The sequence below is a fragment of the Ruegeria sp. ANG-S4 genome, from assembly GCF_000814005.1.
Taxonomy (GTDB): Bacteria; Pseudomonadota; Alphaproteobacteria; order Rhodobacterales; family Rhodobacteraceae; genus Ruegeria.
The window spans coordinates 293,773-314,592 of the sequence record NZ_JWLK01000001.1 but is presented as its reverse complement, the minus strand read 5'-3'; the positions used below and the strand labels follow the sequence as shown (position 1 = coordinate 314,592).

Below are 20,820 nucleotides of genomic sequence, written 5' to 3'. Positions count from 1 at the left end.
CATCAAAGCCACTCTGGTATGGTATCGCGGTTTATGATTTCGTCAAAGCTCGGGCGTTCACGAATTACAGCAAATTGATCCCCGTGCACCAGGACTTCGGGAATCAAAGGCCGTGTATTGTATTCGCTGGACATGACCGCGCCATAAGCGCCTGCGCTGCGAAAGGCGATCAGATCGCCGGATTTCAGCGGCGGCATGTTGCGCTGCTTGGCAAATGTATCGCCGGATTCACAGACCGGCCCAACGATATCATAAGGTTGTTGTTCCACCCCCGCGGCGGGTTCTTCAACCGCCACGATGTCATGATGCGCCTCGTACATCGCGGGGCGGATCAGGTCGTTCATCGCGCCGTCGAGGATGAGGAAATCGCGGCCTTCGCCGGATTTGACATAGATGACCTTCGACACCATCAGGCCCGCGTTGCCCGCGATCAGGCGACCGGGCTCGATCTCGATCTCACACCCCAGATGACCCAGTGTTTTCTTGATCATCGCGCCATATTCGACAGGCAAGGGCGGCGCGTCGTTGGACCGGGTATAGGGAATGCCCAATCCACCGCCCAGATCGAGACGGCGGATCGTATGACCCTCGGCCCGTAAACGCTCGGTCAGTTCGGCGACCTTATTGTAGGCCAGTTCAAACGGGTCCAGCTCGGTCAGTTGCGAGCCGATATGCACATCGATCCCGATCACCTCGAGCCCCGGCAGGCTGGCAGCAAGCGCATAAACCTCGGAGGCGCGAGAGATCGGAATGCCGAACTTGTTTTCGGACTTGCCCGTGGCGATCTTGGCGTGGGTCTTGGCATCCACATCCGGGTTCACCCGAACGGTGATCGGCGCGATAACGCCCAATTCCTGTGCAACGGCGCTGATCACCTGCATCTCAGGCTCGGATTCGACGTTGAATTGACGAATGCCGCCGGTCAGCGCGGTGCGAATCTCCTCTGCCGTCTTGCCGACCCCCGAGAACACGATCTTGTCTCCGGGCACACCTGCGGCCTTCGCCCGCAGGTATTCCCCGCCCGAAACCACGTCCATCCCCGCGCCAGCCTGGGCCAGAGTCTTCAGGATCGCCTGATTGCTGGCGGCTTTCATCGCGTAACAGACGAGGTGATCCGTGCCCTCCAACGCATCATCAAACAGCTTGAAATGCCGCAGCAGGGTGGCAGTCGAATAGACATAGAACGGGGTTCCGACCGCGGCAGCGATTTCGGAGATCGGGACATCCTCGGCGAAAAGCGCGCCGTCGCGGTAGAGAAAATGATCCATGCCTGCGCGCTTAGACCAAAAACGCCCTGTGGATCAAATGATTCCGCTGGAAACGTGCAGGCATTCAGAAAGTGGTCGAAACTCCGGCCCGCGCATATCCTGAAACGGAAATACCAGAGCCGCTGGGTTCGGACGTTGACGTGGGTTGCGACGGACGACTTGGCTCACAAGCCGCAAGCGCGGCGAGGCATAGAATGAGGCCAGCCCTTTTCATCAAACACCCGTCAAAGAAACACCGCGCGGACAACTCAGTTTACAGCCCCAGATAGACGCCTAATCCGCCACGGCGCAGGCCGACCCCGACGCCGCCGTAGGTGCCGCTGGTGCCGACGCCAACATTGGCGCTCATTGTCGGTTGAATGGGCTCGCCATCCGCACCGCAGCCGGCCAAGGCTGCACCAACCGCCATCAACAGCACCACGCGTCGTATCCGCATCACACCAGCGCCTTCCATCGCTTGATCTGGGTCCGCACCTGATCCGGTGCGGTGCCTCCGTAAGACTGACGGGAGTTTACCGAATTTTCGACCGTAAGAACAGAATAGACGTCATCGGTGATATCCGCGTGGACCGATTGCATGTCCTCAAGGCTCAGATCGGGCAGGTCACACCCATTGCCCTCGGCTATGGCCACCAGCGTGCCGGTGACGTGATGCGCATCGCGGAACGGCAGCCCCAGCACCCGCACAAGCCAGTCGGCAAGGTCGGTTGCGGTCGAAAAGCCCGAGCCTGCGGCGGCGGCAAGGCTTTCGCGATTGGCGGTCATGTCTTTGACCATCCCCTCCATCGCGGCCAGCGCCAGCATCCAGTTGTCAGCGGCGTCAAAGACCTGTTCCTTGTCTTCCTGCATGTCCTTTGAATAAGCTAGCGGCAGGCCCTTCATCACCATCATCAGCGCGGTGTTGGCGCCATAGACGCGGCCCACCTTGGCGCGGATCAGTTCCGCCGCGTCGGGGTTTTTCTTTTGCGGCATGATCGAGGAGCCGGTCGAGAAGCGATCCGACAGCGTGACAAAGCGGAACTGGGCCGAGGACCAGATCACCAGCTCTTCAGCAAAGCGCGACAGGTGGACAGCGCAGATTGAGGCGGTCGACAGGAACTCCAACGCGAAGTCGCGGTCGCTGACGGCATCCAAAGAGTTGGCGGCGGGGCGATCAAAACCCAGCGCCTTGGCTGTCATTTCCCGGTCGATGGGGAAGGATGTGCCTGCCAGCGCAGCTGCACCCAAGGGGGACTCGTTCATCCGGGTGCGGGCGTCGCGCACGCGGCTCAGGTCGCGGCCAAACATCTCGACATAGGCCATCATGTGATGGCCCCATGTCACCGGCTGCGCGGTTTGCAGATGCGTGAAACCGGGCATCACCCAATCGGCCCCAACCTCGGCCTGCGCCAAAAGCGCGCGGATCAGGGCCAGCAAGCCGGTTTCGGCCGCGTCCAACTGATCACGAACCCAGAGTTTGAAATCGGTCGCCACCTGATCGTTCCGGCTGCGGCCGGTGTGCAAACGGCCTGCGGGCTCTCCGATCACTTCTTTCAGCCGTGCCTCGACATTCATGTGGATGTCTTCCAGCGCGGTCGAGAACTGAAACGCACCGCTCTGAATTTCTGACAAAACGGTGAGCAGCCCTTCCCGAATGGCTTCGGCATCACTATCAGTTATCACGCCTGTGGCGGCCAGCATGGCGGCATGGGCGCGCGAGCCTGCGATGTCCTGGGCTGCCATCCGCTGATCGAACCCGATCGAGGCATTGATTGCCTCCATGATCGCGTCTGGACCGGCGGCAAAGCGGCCGCCCCACATCTGGTTCGAGGATTGATCGGTCATGTAAGAGAACCCGGAGTTGATATGCGCCTATTTCGTCTGATCCCCCTTTATATGGCCCTTGCGCTGGGTGCAAACGCCGCAATCGCGGCGGATGTCGAGACCCTCGAGCCGCTGCGTGACGGAACGCTGAAACGCCTGATCCTGCATAAAGAGCCGAAACCTGCCAAGACGATCGAGTTCCAGCTGGAAGATGATGGCGGGGTCGGCACGCTGGAAGATTATGCTGGAAAATTCGTTCTGATAAACTTCTGGGCGACATGGTGCGCGCCGTGCCGGAAGGAAATGCCGCAGATTGCCGAGCTTCAGGAAGAATTCGGTGGCGACAAATTCCAGGTTCTGACGCTGGCAACCGGGCGCAACTCGCCGGCGGGAATCAAGAAATTCTTCGACGAAAACGGCATCGAGAATTTGCCGCGCCACCAAGACCCCAAGCAGGTTGCCGCCCGCGAATTTGGCGTGCTGGCCTTGCCAATCACCGTTATCCTCAACCCCGAAGGTCAGGAAATCGCGCGGCTGATTGGTGATGCCGAGTGGAATTCGGACAGCGCGAAAGCGATCATCTCGACCTTGGTTGGGGCCGAAAGCTAACAGTACGGGCGGCTCAACCGGATTTGTGGTAGTCTTGAACCGGCCTTCATCGGGCCGTTTTTTAGCGCTAACCAGAGGGGACACATACAATGAAGCCGGTGGTTCTGCTGATCGGGAAACTGCCCAATGTGATCGGCGACGTCGCACAACAGCTTGACCATATGCCAATTCAATGGCTGGGCGCACACGATCAGGATGAGGTTCGGCGACAGCTGGATGCCGAACCCCGTATCGCTTGCGCAATCATGGGCGCGGGACTCGATGATACTGTTCGGGGCGAAATGGTGGGGATCATCGCCGCACGCCGACCGGATATTTGCATTCACCTGAAGGATCGCAGTTCGGGGCCCGAAGGGTTGGGTCCTTTTGTGCAGCGGGTCGTGCAGCATGAAATCCTTGATCGGCTAGAGCGCAACTGACGCCACGCCACCTTTGACAGGTGCAATCCTCCTTTGCAGGTTGAAAGCAGGAGGGTGGGATGCCGCTTGAAATACTCTTGGTTCTGGTTGTCGGCGGCCTTGCCGGGATCACCCTTTTGCTGCATCTCACTGGCAGATCCCGAAGGCGTCGGATGACGCCCGACGAGGCCCGCAGCGAATGGATCCGGCATTTTCCGGATGACGAAATCATCGACGTTACACTTGCGAATGACGGTCATTCAGCTTTGGTCAGAACCGGCGTTGGCGCCGGGCTTCTTTGGTCTCTTGGCGCCGATACCGTGGCCCGGCACTTGCTGGATTTCGACTGGATCGAGCATCCGGTTGGGTTCGAGGTTCAGTTCCACGAGTTCGGAACACCACGCGCTATTATCCGACTGGACGAAACCGAACGTCGACACTGGCAACACCTGATGGATCCCGAATGACTGACAACGTGAGTTTCCCTGATGCGGTGCAATGGGCCGTGCCTTTCTTTATCGCCGCGATTCTGGCTGAGTTTCTTTGGATTGCAGTCAAAGGACGCGGCGGGCGTTACGAAACAAGGGATGCCGTCACGTCGCTGATCATGGGCGCGGGCAATATCGCCTCGGGCTTTCTGCTGGGCTTTATTGCCTATGCGTTCTTCATGTGGCTTTGGCAGATCACGCCACTGAATCTGGGCACTTCGATCCCGGTCATTATCTTGTGCTTTGTCCTCGATGACTTCCGCTACTATTGGGTGCATCGGTTTGGTCATCGCATCCGCTGGGTCTGGGCCAGTCACGTCAATCACCACAGCTCGCAGCACTATAACCTGACGACAGCGTTGCGGCAGACTTGGACCTATACATTCACCTTCATGATGGTTGTACGCGCGCCCCTGATCCTGCTGGGTTTTCATCCCGCAATGGTGCTGTTTGTCGGCGGCCTGAACCTGATCTATCAGTTCTGGATTCACACCGAGGCCATCGGCAAAATGCCCCGCTGGTTCGAAGCCGTGATGAACACCCCCAGCCACCACCGCGCCCATCATGGGCGCAACGCCCGCTATCTGGATTGCAACTATGCGGGCGTTTTCATCATCTGGGACAAGCTGTTCGGCACATTTGTGCCCGAGCAGGACGAGGATCGCGTTGACTATGGGCTGGTGCACAATATCGGCACATTCAATCCGCTGCGTGTTGCCTTTCACGAATGGGTGGCAATCTGGCGCGACGCGACACAGCCAGGCCTGACCTGGCGTGAACGCTTGGCATATTGCTTCGCTCCGCCCGGATACAGCCATGACGGAAGCCGGGACAACTCTGTTCAAATCAAGGCCAAACACCTTGTTCGTCATCCCGAAGATCGCGGAACGCCCGGATTCGAGCAATTCGGCACAGTTCCGCCCAATACGCGGGCAGAAAGGATCCGAAAACTGTAGACGCGCGACTGCAAGGCATTGAATATCACGGCCCAAGCGCCATATCAGAGCGATGTTTCGATTTAAGAGTATCGCATTGATATGACACGCCTGACGACACTTTTCACCGCAGCCGGCCTGTCCGGTCTTATTCTCACAATGCTGACTGCACTGAACCCCGAGGTGCCCGCCGCCCTTCTGGCATTTGGGTTTTCCCTGATGTTGATCGGTTTGCTTGGGGCGCTGTTCGGAGCCGCGGCTTCGGTCACACGCGCGTGGCAATCGACACGCTGATCTCAGCACGGCTGGACACCCGATATTTCTTGGGCGGCTTTAACCGCGGATTCACTTGTTTGACCCGACACTGTGCTGGAACAGGCACAGCAAACGGTGTTCCATGCGGGACAAACAAATAAATGACCTGCCCGAAGGATCGGACAGCCCGCTGAACGCGGCGGTCACAGCGCGGGATCGCTCGGTGGTGCAAATGGCGGCCGAGGCCGTCAAACACAAACAATGCAAACTGGCATTTCAGCCCGTAATGCAAGCGCGGCCACCTTATCACGTGGCGTTCTACGAAGGTTTCATTCGCGTTCTGGACGAAACGGGCCGCGTCATTCCGGCGCGTGAGTTCATGCCACAGGTGGAAAGCAGCCCGATCGGGCGGGATTTGGATTGCATCGCGCTTGAAAAAGGCTTGCGCACCCTGCGCCAGAATCCCGATATTCGTCTGTCCATCAACATGTCCGCCCGATCCATCGGCTACGCCCGATGGTCCCGCGTTCTGGATCGGTTCCTGAAAAAAGACAGCACTTTGGGCGAAAGGTTGATTCTCGAAATCTCGGAAAGTTCCGCGATGCAGGTTCCGGAACTTGTCACGGATTTCATGGACCGACAGCAGGCTCGCGGGATTGCCTTCGCGCTGGACGATTTCGGAGCCAGCAATTTCAGTTTTCGACATTTCAGAGAGTTTCTTTTTGACGCCGCAAAGATCGACGGGCAATTCGTGCGCGGTATCAGTCAAAACTCGGACAATCAGGCGCTTATTCGGGCTCTGATTGCCGTCGCGCGTGAGTTCGAGATCCTCGTTACCGCCGAATCGGTCGAAACCAAGGAAGATGCCGAGTTTCTGGTCGCCAACGGTGTGGACTGTCTGCAAGGCTTCCTGTTCGGCGCGCCTTCGGTCACGCCGCCCTGGGTTGGGGAAAACGACGTCAAAACCGCAAGTTAACCAGAACCAGCGGGCGCGACACTTTGCCAAACTTGACGCTGAGACAAGCTGTCCATTGCTGCACGTGCAGCCTTGGGGTATTCCGGGGCACACAACAGCAGGGATCGTTGGCGCTTTTGTTCCACAAACGCCGAGGGTGCATTTGAGCCACCCGAGCCCCGGCTGGTCCATGACGGTAAAGGATTGACTATATGACGAACGTAGTAATCGCATCCGCTGCGCGCACCGGTGTCGGCAGTTTCAGTGGTTCTTTTGCGAACACCCCCGCACATGATCTGGGTGCCGCCGTTCTTGAAGCGGTCGTAGATCGCGCCGGGGTCGACAAAGGCGAGGTAAGCGAAACCATCATGGGCCAGGTCCTGACCGCTGCCCAAGGCCAGAACCCTGCGCGTCAGGCGCATATCAATGCCGGTCTGCCGCAGGAAAGCGCGGCGTGGGGCATCAATCAGGTTTGTGGTTCGGGTCTTCGGGCGGTTGCTCTGGGCGCACAACATATCCAGCTGGGTGATGCCGAGATTGTCGCGGCCGGTGGACAAGAGAACATGACCCTGTCCCCCCATGCCGCCGCCCTGCGCGCCGGTCACAAAATGGGTGACATGAAGTACATCGACACCATGATCCGCGATGGACTGTGGGATGCCTTCAACGGGTATCACATGGGTCAGACCGCCGAAAACGTCGCCGAAAAATGGCAGATCAGCCGCGATATGCAGGACGAGTTCGCCGTTGCGTCGCAGAACAAAGCCGAAGAAGCGCAAAAGGCCGGCAAATTCGAAGATGAAATCGTGCCCTTCACCATCAAGACCCGCAAGGGCGACATCGTGATGGACAAGGACGAATACATCCGCCACGGGGCCACGATGGAAGCCATGGCCAAGCTGCGCCCAGCCTTTACCAAGGAAGGTTCGGTTACGGCAGCCAATGCATCAGGCTTGAATGACGGCGCGGCTGCCACCCTGCTGATGTCGGCAGAAAACGCCGAAAAGCGCGGGATTGAGCCTTTGGCCCGGATCGCATCCTACGCGACTGCAGGTCTGGACCCGTCGATCATGGGCGTTGGCCCGATTTACGCATCGCGCAAGGCGTTGGAAAAAGCGGGTTGGTCGGTTGACGATCTGGATCTGGTCGAAGCCAACGAAGCATTTGCCGCGCAGGCCTGCGCTGTGAACAAGGACATGGGTTGGGATCCTTCGATCGTGAACGTCAACGGTGGCGCAATTGCGATCGGACACCCGATCGGCGCATCCGGCTGCCGTGTATTGAACACACTGTTGTTCGAGATGAAGCGCCGTGATGCAAAGAAAGGTCTTGCGACCTTGTGCATCGGCGGCGGCATGGGCGTTGCCCTCTGCGTCGAACGCGACTGACCCCGAGCGTGTCCGCTCGGCTCAATCTTGCAGCGGCTCTTGCGATTGGACTTGCAGGAGCCGCACACGCACAGAACCGTCAGCCGATTTCAACGAGCCTGACGGAGTGCAGCGTCATCTTTACTGAACTTGCCGAGCTCGGCACACGCCGAAACAAAGACCAGACAACGATCGACGCCGCACTTGCCAGTGCGGCGTTATTCGTTGTGGAGGCCCGTTCGCAGGCCACACAGGAAAACGTGCCCGACCCATACAAATACGTTCAGTCCGAGTAGACACGGCTGCTCGAAAAGTGGGACGGGCGCTTTGGTCGACCACTTCTGTTGAACGAGAACAAGGACTGGATAGACTATTGCCGCGCATTGGGAAAAGATCGTGGACTTACATTGCCTTAAAAGCACACGTATCGTGGAAATTGGCGACGCGAATCTTTCTGGGCGCAACAATATTGCGCCCAGAGTCATGAAATAGTAACAGCATTACCAAGATGATTAAAATTGGAGGAGTCCAGAATGGCACGTACAGCACTCGTCACCGGCGGTTCTCGCGGGATTGGCGCAGCAATTTCAAAGGCGCTTAAGGCCGAAGGGTACAACGTTGCCGCCACCTACGCCGGAAACGACGAAGCGGCGGCAAAGTTCACCGAGGAAACCGGCATCGCCACATACAAGTGGAACGTTGCCGATTACGACGAATCCAAAGCCGGCATCGAAAAGGTCGAAGCCGAAGTAGGGCCAATTGACATCGTGGTCGCGAACGCCGGTATCACCCGCGACGCGCCGTTTCACAAGATGACGCCCGAACAATGGCATCAGGTGATCGATACGAACCTCACTGGCGTGTTCAACACCGTCCACCCGGTCTGGTCCGGCATGCGCGAACGTAAGTTTGGCCGTGTCATCGTCATCAGTTCGATCAACGGTCAGAAAGGCCAGTTTGCACAAGTGAATTATGCCGCAACAAAAGCTGGCGATTTGGGCATCGTTAAATCGCTTGCGCAGGAAGGCGCACGCGCCGGCATCACGGCCAACGCAATCTGCCCGGGTTATATCGCGACCGAGATGGTCATGGCGGTGCCGGAAAAAGTGCGGGAATCCATCATTGGTCAAATCCCTGCGGGCCGTCTGGGCGAGCCGGAAGAAATCGCGCGCTGCGTTGCGTTCCTGGCCTCCGACGACTCTCAGTTCATCAATGGGTCGACCATTTCGGCCAACGGGGCGCAGTTCTTCGTCTGATCGTGTCGCTTACAAAGAATGGACGGGCTGGTCTGTTTCGACCAGCCCGTTTCTTATCCCGTAAGAACGCGCGCGCTGCGCTCAGCGGGAACCGAACAGCCTGCTAAACAACCGCACGATTACCCGGCTGCGTTCGGCATGGGCGCGGCGAAAGGCACGTACCGCTGCGGGGTTGGTCGTCATTTCGATCATGGCAGTCATCCTTTCAGTTCAGCTTTGTTTGACTTTCATTCAGTATGTGACCTATCAAACTATCAGACAAACGAGCTTTCTGCGGATTTCAGTTAAGAAAAACTTGTGCGTAAATGAGTGATTACCTCCCCCCTTTAACGGCGCTTCGGGCGTTTGATGCCGCCGCCCGGCACATGTCGTTTGCCAAAGCGGCCGAAGAGTTGCACGTGACACCCGCCGCATTGTCCTTTCAGATAAAATCACTGGAGGAGCATCTGGGCCGCCCGCTGTTCCGCCGCCTCAACCGAGCGGTGGAACTGACCGAAGCAGGGCGGGCTTTGGCTCCCGGTGCGGCCGAAGGGTTTGCCGCCCTGCAGGCCGCCTGGCAGGCGGCGCGCAGACAGGGCAACGACACAAGCCTGACTGTCACCGCAGGCCCCGCACTGACGGCAAAATGGCTGGCACCGCGGCTTTACGAGTTCGCACGTGCGCATCCGGAGATCGACCTGAAGTTCTCTGCCACGCTGCGCAACATGGACCTTGAACGGGACGACGTCGATGTGGCCATCCGGTTCGGTTACGGCGACGACGATGGCTTGTATTCCATACCGGTGCGCAAGGAATGGCTGACTCCGGTTATGACGCCCGAGCTTGCTGAACAGTTCCCAACCCCGGACAGTCTGCGGGATGCGCCGCTGATATTCGACGACTCGATTGCTTATCTGCAACCGCCCAGTGATTGGCCCACTTGGTTCCGGGCGGTCGGAGTGGACTTTACGCCCTCGCATGGGGCACATTTTTCCAACGCCGATCATGCGATTGATGCGGCAGTTGCAGGTGTCGGAGCGGTGTTGGGCCGTCGGGCAATGATCATCAAAGACCTGACCGAGGGTCGTTTGGTTGCCCGCTTCAAGGTTGCAATTGAATCCCAAGCCCGGTTTCGGTTCCTGTGCCTGCGTGGCGCCGAGACGCGACCGCAGATCGCAGCCTTCAGAGATTGGTTTCTGACAGAGATTGAAAAGACCGCGCATATCTCGGATGAATTCGAAATTATTCCGGTCGAAGAGGTTTGATTCCCGATGACAAAAATGGGCGCGACGGCAATTGGGTTTGTCGCGGTATTGCTTTGGTCGCTTCTCGCGCTGTTCACGGTTGGATCGGTTCCGACACCGCCCTTGCTTTTGAACGCGATCTGCTTTTCCATCGGCGGTTCGCTGGGCCTGATCTGGGTCTTCGCGACGGGGGGATTGCGACACCTCCGCCAGGTCTCGTGGATGACGTACCTGTTTGGCGCGATCGGCTTATTTGGCTACCACGCCCTGTATTTTTCCGCGCTGCGAATGGCACCCGCCGCCGAAGCGGGACTGATCGCCTATCTCTGGCCTTTGCTGATCGTGCTGTTTTCCGGCTTGCTGCCGGGTGAAACCTTGCGCCTTGGCCATCTTTTGGGTGCGTGCTTGGGTTTTGCAGGCGCTGCCGTCATCATCGGCGGCGGCGGCAGCGCCGGATTTCAGGCCCAGCATCTGCCGGGTTACGGTCTGGCGCTGCTTTGTGCGTTAACCTGGTCGGGCTATTCCGTTTTGTCCCGACGGCTGGGGGATGTCCCGACCAGTTCGGTTGCGGTGTTTTGCATTCTGACTGCCATCGCGTCCTGGGTGTTGCACTTTGCGGTTGAGGAAACGGTCTTACCCAACAGCGTACTAGGCTGGACTTCCGTCCTGGCCCTTGGGTTAGGGCCTGTCGGACTGGCCTTTTATGTCTGGGACATCGGGGTGAAACGCGGTGACATCCAGATTTTGGGCACTGCCAGTTACGCGGCCCCTCTGCTGTCTACACTGGCGCTGGTTGTGGCCGGGATCGCTGCTCCATCCTGGGGTCTTGCGATCGCGGCCTTGCTTGTGACCGGCGGGGCCGCGATTGCGGCGCGCGCCAGCCTTCGGTCTTAGTTTGAAAGTCGCTCAATCTCTTCCTTGAGCTTTAGCTTTTGTTTCTTGAGTTGGGCGATATGGAGATCGTCGATACCTGGCGAGCGTTGGGCTTCTTCCACTTGGAGACCGAGACTTTCGTGTTTCTTCTTCAGTTCCGTCAGATGTGCGCTCACGCTCATGGCGATCCTCCTTGTGTGTTGTGATATGTCACGTAGGAATTTGACCACATCGTTTCCACCCTGTCACGCCGCAGACGCACAGAATCTGTTACAAATCCGACAAACTCGGCCAGTCTTTGCCTAGCTGGTGGAAAAACCACCAAGCGGGGCACCATCACGCAGCACCTGCGAAACCTCGGCGGTATAGCTGTCTCCGTCGTGTTCGTGCCGCGAACCTTGATGCAAAACGACAGGTGCCAAAAGACGAAAGGCCGCACGACCGCCCTTTCGCGCACGCAGAATCACCAATTCTGCCGGACGGTTCGCACGCGGGGCCAATGGCAGAACTTCGACGGACCCGAGGCGGCCGGAACAGGCTGCCAAAAGGTCAGGCAAACGGTCAGCTTTTTGGATCATGTGAAAATAGCCGCGCGGTGCCAACCGTCGGGCGGCGACATCGACCCAATCAACCAAATCTGTCTGCTCACCCAGGGCAAGCCTGCGCCCCTGATCCATTGCAGGGCTGTGGGCACCGGCCAGATAATAAGGCGGGTTGGCAAGAACGTGATCGAATTGCTGTTGTTTTAGGTCGGCGGGCAGATCTGTCAGGTTGGCCTCGACCACAGTCAGTGTTTCCCCATTCTCTGCAGCGTTTCTGCGCGCCAGTTCTGCGTATTCCATCTGCAACTCGACCCCGGCGGCCTGTAACCCGGGTACCCTGGCCATAAGGCACAGGATCGCTGCCCCTGCGCCGCAACCAAGCTCCAACACGGATTGCTGTCCCCGCGCCTGAACTGACGCGGCCAGCAGCACAGGGTCTACGCCAGCGCGATAGCCTGCCCGCGGTTGCCACAGACGTACGCGGCCACCCAGAAAATCATTACAGGTCAGATCACTGTCAGGAAAACGCGTCATCGCCCCAGCGGAATTTCATTGTCCCGCATCACGCGTTCCGCGCGGGTTAGATCGTCGGCACGCACCATCAGACGACGCGGGAAGATTCCTATGCCGCCTTCGAGGATGCTCATATTTACGTCCATCTGAAAGCAGTCTATATCCTCGCCCTCAAGAAGGGCGGATGCAAAGGCCAGGATTGTCGGATCGGTACTGCGCAATAGTTCTTTCATGGGGATGGATGTAAGGGCAAGGTGAGGCGGAAGTCGAGCCTTGTGTCAGGAGTGTGATGACAGTCAGCGCAATCTCAAAGCCTCACGAACGGCTGGCAGAAATTCTCGCCACCGAGATGGAGGCCGTCAATACGCTTATCCAGACGCGCATGGCATCCGACCATGCACCGCGAATCCCCGAGGTAACGGCGCACCTTGTCGAAGCCGGCGGCAAACGCCTGCGTCCGATGCTCACGTTGGCAACGGCGCGTTTGTTTGATTATCAGGGCGATCACGACGTCAGGTTGGCTGCGACGGTCGAATTCATTCACACCGCCACGCTGTTGCACGACGATGTGGTCGACGAAAGCGCCCAAAGGCGCGGGCGTCCAACGGCAAACCTGCTTTGGGACAACAAATCCAGCGTTCTTGTTGGTGACTACCTGTTTTCCCGCAGTTTTCAGTTGATGGTCGAGACCGGGTCATTGCGTGTTCTCGATATCCTCGCCAACGCATCGGCCACGATTGCCGAGGGCGAAGTGCTGCAAATGACGGCAGCGACCGATCTGGGAACAGACGAGGGCATCTACCTTCAGGTGGTGCGCGGAAAAACAGCGGCCTTGTTTTCAGCCGCAACCGAGGTGGGCGCGGTCATTGCAGGCGCACCAGAACCTTTGGTCCGGGCGCTGTTTGAATACGGTGATGCGCTAGGGGTTGCGTTCCAGATTGCCGATGACCTGCTGGATTATCAGGGCGACAGCAAGACCACGGGCAAAAACGTCGGTGACGATTTCCGCGAACGCAAACTCACTCTGCCGGTCATAAAGGCCATCGCGCAGGCGACCCCCGAAGAACACGCATTCTGGGAGCGTACGATCGGGAAGGGTCGTCAGGAAGACGGCGATCTGGATCATGCGTTGTCCTTGATGAACAAGTACCGAACGCTTCAGGCAACACGCGATGACGCGTTTGAGTGGGCCGCAAAGGCGAAATCGACGCTGGACAAGGTGCCGGATCATGAAATCCGGTCGTTGCTTCGAGATCTGGCCGACTATGTCGTCTCACGCCTCAATTGAGCCGGGTGGCGCGGCACCACCAATCGGGATGTGCAGCGCCGATGTCATAAGCTGCCAGATGCGCGTCTTTCATCGTCGGGTACAACGCAAAACAGGTTGAGCCAGACCCTGACATTCGGGCCAGCAAAGCACTGCTCGTCTGTTCAAGCTCGTCCAAGACACCGGCAATTTCCGGAGCGCACTGCAATGCCGGGTTTTCCAAGTCGTTGCGCTGATTGCGCAGCCACTGGGCGCACACCTGAGGCGTAGCGAGATCGGGAATGACATCTGGCATTGGGGTGTTGTCCCGTGCTGACAGGGCCGCAAAAACCGATTGCGTCGGCACGGATACGCCCGGGTTGACCAGAACCACCGGGAGGTGCGGCAAGGGAACGGGGGTCAGTGCGTCCCCGATCCCCTGCATTCTGGTCGACTTGGCCGAAATACAGACCGGAACATCCGCGCCAAGCGAAAGCGGGACGTCTTGCGGGATGGGCACACCCTGCGCGGACAATGCGGTAAGTGCGGCGGCTGCATCCGCGGAGCCACCACCAACCCCTCCTCCGTGGGGAAGGGCCTTTTCCAGTTCAATGTGACCTGTCCAGCCGACGGCTTTGGCGGCTTTCCAAACCAGGTTGCGATGATCCGCCGGTACGCCCGCCGCAAGCTCACCCACAACGTCCATCGATAATTCAGGCCCGGGCGTGAGTGTCACGCTGTCCCCAACATCGGCAAAAACGACAAGAGAATCCAGCAGATGATAGCCGTCAGAACGCTGGCCAGTCACATGCAGGGTAAGGTTTATTTTGGCAGGCGCAAAGGCCTTAACCGTCATTGGCCACCTTGAGGGGTTCCGCACCTTCTTCGTTCAACACCGCGTCCAGACCAACTTCGATCTTGCGACGAATGCGGTCCGGGTCAGCCTCGCCATCGGTGTCTTCCGGATCGATGAAGGACAAGGCGCGTTTCCACTGGAATTCCGCCTCTCGGGCACGGCCCACCGCCCAGTACACGTCGCCCAGATGGTCGTTGACCACCGGATCCACCGGCATCAGTTCAACCGCCCGTTCCATGTGATCAACGGCCTCGTCATACCGGCCAAGGCGGAACAGGACCCAGCCCAGGCTGTCGACGATGTAGCCGCTATCGGGGCGTGCGGCGACGGCGCGCTCGATCATGTCCAGCGCCTCGTCCAATTTTTCGCGCCGCTCTACAAGCGAATAGCCAAGGTAATTCAGGACCTGCGGTTGGTCGGGGTTCAACTCAAGCGCCTTGCGAAAGTCCGCCTCGGCCTTGTCCCAATTCTTGAGCCGTTCATGTGAGATTCCGCGCGCATAGTGAAGGAACCAGCTGGCTCCGACGCCAGCGTCGGTCAGGCCGATGGCGGTGTCATAAGACGAAACGGCGGCTGCATAGTCTTCCTGTTGGCGAAGAAGGTCGGCCAGAGCAACATGAACACCCGGCAGGCCAGGCTGTTGCAACGCGAGGTTCTGCAGTACCTCAATCGCAGCATCGGTTTTTCCGGACTGGCGCAGGACTTCGGCCCGGCCAAGTTCCGCCGCATGATAATCAAAACTGTCCGGCGGCACCGACCGATAGGCCTCTACCGCCAGATCGTATTGTCGCAATTCTTCAAGAAGCTCCGCGGTCAGCAGCGCGGCGTCGATGTGGTCTTCGCGCAAGAAACTGGCGACGCGCGAATACAGCAGGACATAGTCATCCGCAGCATCCGAATTCAACGCGGCACCGACTGAATAGAAGACCTCGGCCATGCCATCGCGCGGGGTGCGAACATGCGTGAAGGGCAATGTTTCCCCTGCCGTCAAACGCGCGGTGTAATTTTCGATGAAAGGATCATTCCCGGCCGCGAAAACATCATCGAGAAACAGCAATGCGTCTTCGTTCCGATCCAGTTGCGACAGGATTTCAGCCCGCGCCAATGCAGCCCGGCGAGATATTCGGGAAACGGCAGCGTTTTCCGCGCCCATCACCTCTTCGGCGCCTTCGAAATCACCAATCGACGCCAATGCCATTGCTTTGTGATAAAGCGCGAATTCGCTTAGACCTTCTTGCGTGGCAACGGAATCGAACTGCTCCATAGCCTGTGTAACAGCGCCATTCCCCATATGAGCCCAGGCAATCACCAGCCCGTCTACCAAAGGTCCGACGCCCTGTGTTTCCGGGTCACGCGCCAAAAGCTCGTCCAGCTTCTCCTGCGCGATAAGGTTAGCATAGATCACCATACGCCCAGGTTGGTTAGGGCCTTCACCCGCATCCGTGATTTCGGCAACCGGCAACGCGCCTTCGATATCACCCAACGCGATGCGCGCCAGTAGCACACTCTCCAGCAGTTTTGTGTTTTGCGGATCGAACCTCAGCGCCTGGCTGTAATAGCGCTCGGCAGCGACATAGTCGCTTTGGTAAATCGCCTGACGCCCGGCCAGATAAGAGCCCGAGCCTGTATCCGCAGATACCGGCCATGCAACCGACGACGTGAGAAGCGCGGCAACCGCCGCGCGACGAACCTGGGAAAACACCAAAATACTGCCTTGTTGTCGTTAACTGGCAATAAGCTAGGGCTTTGCCCGTAAAGAGGCAATGGCAGAGCCTTCACGACCCCGCCACTGCCCGTCTTTTTGCTTACATGTTGGGATAATTCGGCCCATCCCCACCCTGAGGCGTAGTCCACGTTATGTTCTGGCTGGGATCCTTGATGTCACATGTCTTGCAGTGAACGCAGTTCTGAAAGTTGATCACGAATCGCGGTCCGTCATCATCCTGAACCATCTCGTAGACGCCCGCAGGGCAATAGCGTTGGGCCGGTTCATCGAATTTGGGCAGGTTGACCTTCACCGGAATGTCGGGATCGCCAAGTTTCAGGTGGCAGGGCTGGCTTTCCTCGTGATTGGTCATCGCGAAGGACACGTTGGTCAGGCGGTCAAACGACAGCACGCCGTCGGGTTTGGGATAATCGATCGGCTTGTGCTTGCTGGCATCTTCTGTCGCCTCGGCGTCGTTTTTGCCGTGACCCAATGTCCCGAACAGCGAAAAGCCCAGCGTGTTGGTCCACATGTCCAACCCGCCCAGCGCCAAGCTGGCGGTCAGGCCCCACTTTGACCACATGGGTTTGACGTTGCGCACTTTCTTGAGGTCGCTGCCAATTGCGCCGTCTCTTACCTCTGTCTCATACGCGGTCAGTTCGTCACCCGAACGCTCAGCCTTGATGGCCTCAAACGCGGCCTCTGCGGCGGCTTTCCCGGACAACATCGCGTTATGGTTGCCCTTGATGCGCGGCACGTTGACCATGCCCGCCGAACAGCCCAGCAGCGCCACGCCCGGCGCCACCAGCTTGGGCATCGACTGATACCCGCCCTCGGTGATCGCGCGCGCGCCATACGCAACGCGCTTGCCGCCTTTCAGCAGGTCGGCCACCATCGGGTGATGCTTGAAGCGCTGGAATTCCATGTACGGATACAGGTAGGGGTTCTTGTAGTTCAGGTGGACCACGAAACCGACATAGACCTGATTGTTATCAAGGTGATAGATGAACGATCCGCCGCCTGCGTTGCTGCCCAATGGCCAGCCCATCGTATGCGTGACCGAGCCCTCCTTGTGCTTGGCCGGATCAATCTCCCAGATCTCTTTCATGCCGACGCCGTATTTCTGCGGCTCTTTGCCCGCAGACAGGTCGTATTTCGCGATCACTTCCTTGGACAGCGATCCGCGCACGCCTTCGGACAGGAAGACATATTTGCCGTGCAGTTCCATGCCCGGCTCAGTATTCGGACCGATGGAACCATCGGGCTCCAGACCAAAGACGCCGGCGACAACGCCTTTGACCTCACCATTGTCGCCATACACCAGCTCGGAACAGGCCATGCCGGGGAAGATTTCAACGCCCAATTCCTCGGCCTGTTCCGCCATCCAGCGGCACACATTGCCCATCGAGACAATATAATTTCCGTGGTTGTTCATCAGCGGCGGCATTGGCGCGTTCGGGATGCGGATCTGACCGGCCTCGCCCAACATATAAAAGTTGTCGTCCTTGACCGGGACGGTCAGCGGCGCACCCTTTTCTTTCCAATCAGGGATCAGCGCGTCCAAACCGCATGGATCAAGAACCGCGCCTGACAGGATATGCGCCCCCACTTCCGAGCCCTTTTCCAGAACGACAACGTTCAGGTCGGCATCCAGCTGTTTAAGACGGATGGCCGCTGACAGGCCCGCGGGGCCTGCGCCCACGATCACCACGTCATATTCCATCGCTTCGCGTTCAATCTCGGCCATCGCGGGCTCCCTAGCTAACTTTCCGAATTGGCGCTTTTCTTTTGCGGTCGGCGCAATAATGTTTCCCGGCTGATTACATGCTCGAAAAGACTTTGGTCAATCGAAACACGGCGTAACAACGGCGGTATTCGACACTTCAAGCGTCTGGTGCATCACCCATCAGGTATCTGGGACCGCTACCATGGGATTTGGCCCGGTCATCGGGGTTGTAAAGCGCACATTTGGGCAGGCTCAGGCAACCGCAGCCGATGCACCCATCCAGATTGTCGCGCAATCGGGTAAGAGTATCGATTCGCTGATCAAGCCGCGCGCGCAGTCCCTTGCTGATGTCCGTCCAATCCTTCGGCGTCGGCGTGCGATTGCCGGGAAGGCCGGACAGGACCTCGCGTATCTCGGGCAATGTCAGGCCAAATTGCTGGGCGATCATAACAAAGCTCAGCCGTCGGATGTCGGCCCGTTGATAGCGTCGTTGCCCGCCAGCGTTTCTCCACGGTGTAATCAAACCTTGGGCTTCGTAGTACCGGATGGCGGAATCCGCCAGCCCGGTGCGTCGGGCCAATGCGCCGATGGCCAACCCTTCGGAAATTGCCATATCACCTCCAGAAAAATTCCTTGACCTAAAGTTAGGTTTAGAAATTACGGTGAGTCGTGACAAGCCTCAATTCGCAAAGGAGACCCCATGATGGCGACGCTTGAACACACCAATTTCACCGTACGTGACCCAAAGGCCTCGGCCGCCTGGATGCAGAAAGTCTTTGGCTGGAAAACGCGCTGGGAAGGTCCGGCGATCGCAGGCGGTTATACGGTGCATGTCGGCAGTCAGCATACATATCTTGCGCTTTATGCCCCAAGCGATCCAAAGCCAGCGGGCGAAAGCAGCTATGACATTGTTGGCGGCCTCAACCATGTGGGCGTTCTGGTCGAAGACATCGACGCGACCGAGGCCAAGGTGCGCGAAGCCGGGTTCGAACCCCACAATCACGCAGACTATGAACCCGGCAAACGGTTTTACTTCGATGACGATAACGGCATCGAGTTCGAAGTGGTTCAATATGATTGAGATGTTGTGGCTTTGCACCCCTCCGCGCCGCTGGCGAAAGGGCCAGCACGCGGATCACCGCCATAGGCGGCATCCGGCCCCGACCGAGCGGCGTTAAGCCGCGAATTGAACATTGGAACCGCTGACGCCTCTTGCATTTCACGCTGCATTTAGGTCAGGTATCTGACGACCCATCACTCGCCCCGGCGCTGTTTACATGCGACGGGGCGTAACACTTTATGCGTGGACGAAGAGACCATGGAAAAGATTCCAATGACGCCCGCGGGCTTTTCCGCGCTCGAGGCGGAACTCAAGAACCTCAAATCCGTCGAGCGTCCGGCGATTATCGCGGCGATCGCCTCGGCCCGGGAACTGGGCGATTTGAAGGAAAACGCCGAGTACCACTCCGCCCGCGAAAAACAGGGGTTCATCGAAGGGCGCATCAAAGAGCTTGAGAGCATCCTTTCTCTGGCCGACGTGATCGACCCTGCCAAGCTGACGGGTGCCGTCAAGTTCGGTGCCAAGGTCACGCTGGTGGACGAAGATACCGACGAAGAGAAAACCTGGCAGATCGTTGGGGAATATGAGGCCAATATCGAGAACGGGCTTCTGAACATCAAATCCCCGATCGCGCGCGCCCTGATCGGCAAGGACGAAGGCGACAGCGTCGAGGTTCGCACCCCGGGCGGCGTGCGGTCTTACGAGATTCTGAGCATCGAATACGCCTGACCGGAGCATTTGCCATGTCGGGGCAAAATTCAGATCAAGACACCGAAAGACCAACGCAGCTGGGGATCTATGATCGCCCGGCGCAACCTGCTGTGACCGGCATCGAGATTGCGGCCCTCGCGCTCAGCGCGATTTGGCTCGTGATTTCGGTGGTGTTTCTGGTTCTGCCCGGTTCCCAGGACGGTGGCGGTTTCATCGTCACCCTTTTGGCTGTCTTTTTGCCGGTTGCGATGATCTGGGTCGCCGCGACGGCAATGCGGGCAAGTCGGATCATGCGCGAAGAAAGCGAACGTCTGCAAACGGCAATTGACGCCATTCGACACGCCTATGTCACGCAACAGCAGCGCGCCGCCAGCACTTACGAGCCGGCAGTCGGAAGAAAGCTGGACGAAATCGCCCAAAGCGCGAAAAAGACGGAAAGCGCCGTCGCCACCTTTTCCACGGCCCGCAATGAACCTGTTCGCACCAATGCGCCGCAGAATACATCGGATGATCAGACGACCCTTGCGCTGGGCACGCCTGCCGAGGCGATCGCGCCGCCACTAACACGGGACGTTTTCATTCGGGCGCTCAACTTCCCTGAAACTCAGGACGACGCGCGCGGTTTTGATGCGTTGCGTCTGGCGCTGAAGGATCGCAAAGCCTCGAAGCTGGTTCAGGCATCACAGGATGTTCTGACCCTTCTCAGCCAGGAAGGGATTTACATGGACGATCTTCGCCCCGACATGGCCCGGCCCGAAGTTTGGCGTCAGTTTGCGCAGGGGGCCCGAGGACGCGCGGTTGCGGCGTTGGGGGGTATCCGGGATCGTTCGTCATTGGCCCTGACGGCCGCACGGATGAAACAGGACCCGATTTTCCGCGACGCGGCGCATCACTTCCTGCGCCGATTCGATCACATGATTGCCGATTTTGAGCCGGATGCCAGCGACGCGGATCTGACCGCGATGGGTGAAACACGGACGGCCCGCGCATTCATGCTGTTGGGTCGCGTGGCGGGTACGTTCGACTAGGGT

General features: G+C 58.5%; 25 protein-coding genes. 15 read left to right on the top strand and 10 right to left on the bottom strand.

Annotation, left to right across the window (positions count from 1 at the left end; genetic code table 11):
• Positions 1-2: 2 nt before the first annotated feature.
• The 3 genes from lysA to argH all read right to left on the bottom strand — a co-directional run bounded on the left by lysA (position 3) and on the right by argH (position 3,092).
• Positions 3-1,268 (bottom strand): diaminopimelate decarboxylase, encoded by a 1,266-nt coding sequence (gene lysA / locus RA28_RS01660; protein ID WP_039523049.1) that lies wholly within the window; start codon positions 1,266-1,268, stop codon positions 3-5.
• A gap of 253 nt (positions 1,269-1,521) precedes the next feature.
• Positions 1,522-1,704, bottom strand: coding sequence for a hypothetical protein (locus tag RA28_RS01655; protein ID WP_039525503.1), 183 nt, complete (start codon positions 1,702-1,704; stop codon positions 1,522-1,524).
• Positions 1,704-3,092 carry an argininosuccinate lyase gene (argH, locus tag RA28_RS01650; protein WP_039523047.1) on the bottom strand — a complete coding sequence of 463 codons (1,389 nt, stop codon included), beginning with the start codon at positions 3,090-3,092 and terminating at the stop codon, positions 1,704-1,706. Before argH ends, RA28_RS01655 begins: the two co-directional genes overlap by 1 nt.
• A gap of 21 nt (positions 3,093-3,113) precedes the next feature.
• On the opposite strand from argH, the gene RA28_RS01645 reads away from it, so the two are divergent.
• From RA28_RS01645 to yddG, 11 genes are all read left to right on the top strand, one after another.
• Complete coding sequence (locus RA28_RS01645; RefSeq protein ID WP_039523045.1) at positions 3,114-3,680, top strand: TlpA disulfide reductase family protein; 567 nt, start codon at positions 3,114-3,116, stop codon at positions 3,678-3,680.
• 89 nt (positions 3,681-3,769) lie between these two features.
• Positions 3,770-4,099, top strand: coding sequence for a hypothetical protein (locus tag RA28_RS01640; protein ID WP_039523042.1), 330 nt, complete (start codon positions 3,770-3,772; stop codon positions 4,097-4,099).
• Positions 4,100-4,158: 59 nt separating this feature from the next.
• A complete protein-coding gene (locus RA28_RS01635; RefSeq protein WP_039523038.1) occupies positions 4,159-4,545 on the top strand; it encodes a hypothetical protein in 387 nt (128 codons plus the stop codon).
• Entirely contained in the window at positions 4,542-5,522 is a 981-nt protein-coding gene (locus RA28_RS01630; RefSeq protein WP_039523036.1) for a sterol desaturase family protein, read from the top strand. Before RA28_RS01635 ends, RA28_RS01630 begins: the two co-directional genes overlap by 4 nt.
• 81 nt (positions 5,523-5,603) lie before the next feature.
• The gene (locus RA28_RS01625) at positions 5,604-5,795 is read left to right on the top strand and encodes a hypothetical protein (RefSeq protein WP_039523033.1); all 192 of its coding nucleotides are present in this window, start codon (positions 5,604-5,606) and stop codon (positions 5,793-5,795) included.
• 103 nt (positions 5,796-5,898) lie between these two features.
• A complete protein-coding gene (locus RA28_RS01620) occupies positions 5,899-6,732 on the top strand; it encodes an EAL domain-containing protein (RefSeq protein WP_039523031.1) in 834 nt (277 codons plus the stop codon).
• A 191-nt stretch (positions 6,733-6,923) separates the two neighbouring features.
• Positions 6,924-8,099 carry an acetyl-CoA C-acetyltransferase gene (locus tag RA28_RS01615; protein ID WP_039523029.1) on the top strand — a complete coding sequence of 392 codons (1,176 nt, stop codon included), beginning with the start codon at positions 6,924-6,926 and terminating at the stop codon, positions 8,097-8,099.
• Positions 8,100-8,107: 8 nt separating this feature from the next.
• Complete coding sequence (locus RA28_RS01610) at positions 8,108-8,374, top strand: hypothetical protein (protein ID WP_039523026.1); 267 nt, start codon at positions 8,108-8,110, stop codon at positions 8,372-8,374.
• Positions 8,375-8,611: 237 nt separating this feature from the next.
• Positions 8,612-9,334: an acetoacetyl-CoA reductase gene (gene phbB, locus RA28_RS01605; RefSeq protein WP_039523022.1), complete on the top strand. Its 723-nt coding sequence runs from the start codon at positions 8,612-8,614 to the stop codon at positions 9,332-9,334.
• A gap of 305 nt (positions 9,335-9,639) precedes the next feature.
• Positions 9,640-10,578 (top strand): transcriptional regulator GcvA, encoded by a 939-nt coding sequence (locus tag RA28_RS01595; protein ID WP_039523017.1) that lies wholly within the window; start codon positions 9,640-9,642, stop codon positions 10,576-10,578.
• 6 nt (positions 10,579-10,584) lie between these two features.
• Positions 10,585-11,451 carry an aromatic amino acid exporter YddG gene (gene yddG / locus RA28_RS01590; protein WP_039523015.1) on the top strand — a complete coding sequence of 289 codons (867 nt, stop codon included), beginning with the start codon at positions 10,585-10,587 and terminating at the stop codon, positions 11,449-11,451.
• On the opposite strand, the gene RA28_RS22375 is transcribed toward yddG, so the two are convergent.
• From RA28_RS22375 to RA28_RS01580, 3 genes are all read right to left on the bottom strand, one after another.
• On the bottom strand, positions 11,448-11,612 hold the full coding sequence (locus RA28_RS22375) for a YdcH family protein (RefSeq protein WP_082029696.1): 165 nt from the start codon (positions 11,610-11,612) through the stop codon (positions 11,448-11,450). The genes yddG and RA28_RS22375 overlap by 4 nt on opposite strands.
• Positions 11,613-11,732: 120 nt before the next feature.
• Entirely contained in the window at positions 11,733-12,506 is a 774-nt protein-coding gene (locus tag RA28_RS01585) for a tRNA1(Val) (adenine(37)-N6)-methyltransferase (RefSeq protein WP_039523013.1), read from the bottom strand.
• Positions 12,503-12,718: a putative signal transducing protein gene (locus RA28_RS01580; RefSeq protein ID WP_037316655.1), complete on the bottom strand. Its 216-nt coding sequence runs from the start codon at positions 12,716-12,718 to the stop codon at positions 12,503-12,505. The genes RA28_RS01585 and RA28_RS01580 overlap by 4 nt, the downstream gene beginning before the upstream one ends.
• Before the next feature lie 56 nt (positions 12,719-12,774).
• On the opposite strand from RA28_RS01580, the gene RA28_RS01575 reads away from it, so the two are divergent.
• On the top strand, positions 12,775-13,773 hold the full coding sequence (locus RA28_RS01575) for a polyprenyl synthetase family protein (protein WP_039523008.1): 999 nt from the start codon (positions 12,775-12,777) through the stop codon (positions 13,771-13,773).
• Here the strand turns inward: RA28_RS01575 and RA28_RS01570 are convergent.
• The 4 genes from RA28_RS01570 to soxR form a co-directional block, all read right to left on the bottom strand.
• Entirely contained in the window at positions 13,766-14,587 is an 822-nt protein-coding gene (locus tag RA28_RS01570; protein ID WP_039523006.1) for a 4-(cytidine 5'-diphospho)-2-C-methyl-D-erythritol kinase, read from the bottom strand. The two genes, RA28_RS01575 and RA28_RS01570, sit on opposite strands and share 8 nt — an antisense overlap.
• Positions 14,577-16,292 carry a tetratricopeptide repeat protein gene (locus RA28_RS01565; RefSeq protein WP_446737310.1) on the bottom strand — a complete coding sequence of 572 codons (1,716 nt, stop codon included), beginning with the start codon at positions 16,290-16,292 and terminating at the stop codon, positions 14,577-14,579. Before RA28_RS01565 ends, RA28_RS01570 begins: the two co-directional genes overlap by 11 nt.
• A 100-nt stretch (positions 16,293-16,392) precedes the next feature.
• Positions 16,393-18,039 (bottom strand): electron transfer flavoprotein-ubiquinone oxidoreductase, encoded by a 1,647-nt coding sequence (locus RA28_RS01560; protein WP_039523000.1) that lies wholly within the window; start codon positions 18,037-18,039, stop codon positions 16,393-16,395.
• A gap of 136 nt (positions 18,040-18,175) precedes the next feature.
• Positions 18,176-18,631 carry a redox-sensitive transcriptional activator SoxR gene (gene soxR, locus RA28_RS01555; RefSeq protein WP_039522998.1) on the bottom strand — a complete coding sequence of 152 codons (456 nt, stop codon included), beginning with the start codon at positions 18,629-18,631 and terminating at the stop codon, positions 18,176-18,178.
• Positions 18,632-18,718: 87 nt separating this feature from the next.
• Here soxR and RA28_RS01550 point away from each other — a divergent pair, with 87 nt between their 5' ends.
• From RA28_RS01550 to RA28_RS01540, 3 genes are all read left to right on the top strand, one after another.
• Positions 18,719-19,099, top strand: a complete 381-nt coding sequence (locus tag RA28_RS01550) for a VOC family protein (RefSeq protein WP_039522996.1) — start codon at positions 18,719-18,721, stop codon at positions 19,097-19,099.
• A gap of 237 nt (positions 19,100-19,336) precedes the next feature.
• Positions 19,337-19,807: a transcription elongation factor GreA gene (gene greA, locus RA28_RS01545; protein ID WP_039525501.1), complete on the top strand. Its 471-nt coding sequence runs from the start codon at positions 19,337-19,339 to the stop codon at positions 19,805-19,807.
• A gap of 14 nt (positions 19,808-19,821) precedes the next feature.
• Positions 19,822-20,817: a hypothetical protein gene (locus RA28_RS01540; protein ID WP_039522993.1), complete on the top strand. Its 996-nt coding sequence runs from the start codon at positions 19,822-19,824 to the stop codon at positions 20,815-20,817.
• Positions 20,818-20,820: the final 3 nt, after the last annotated feature.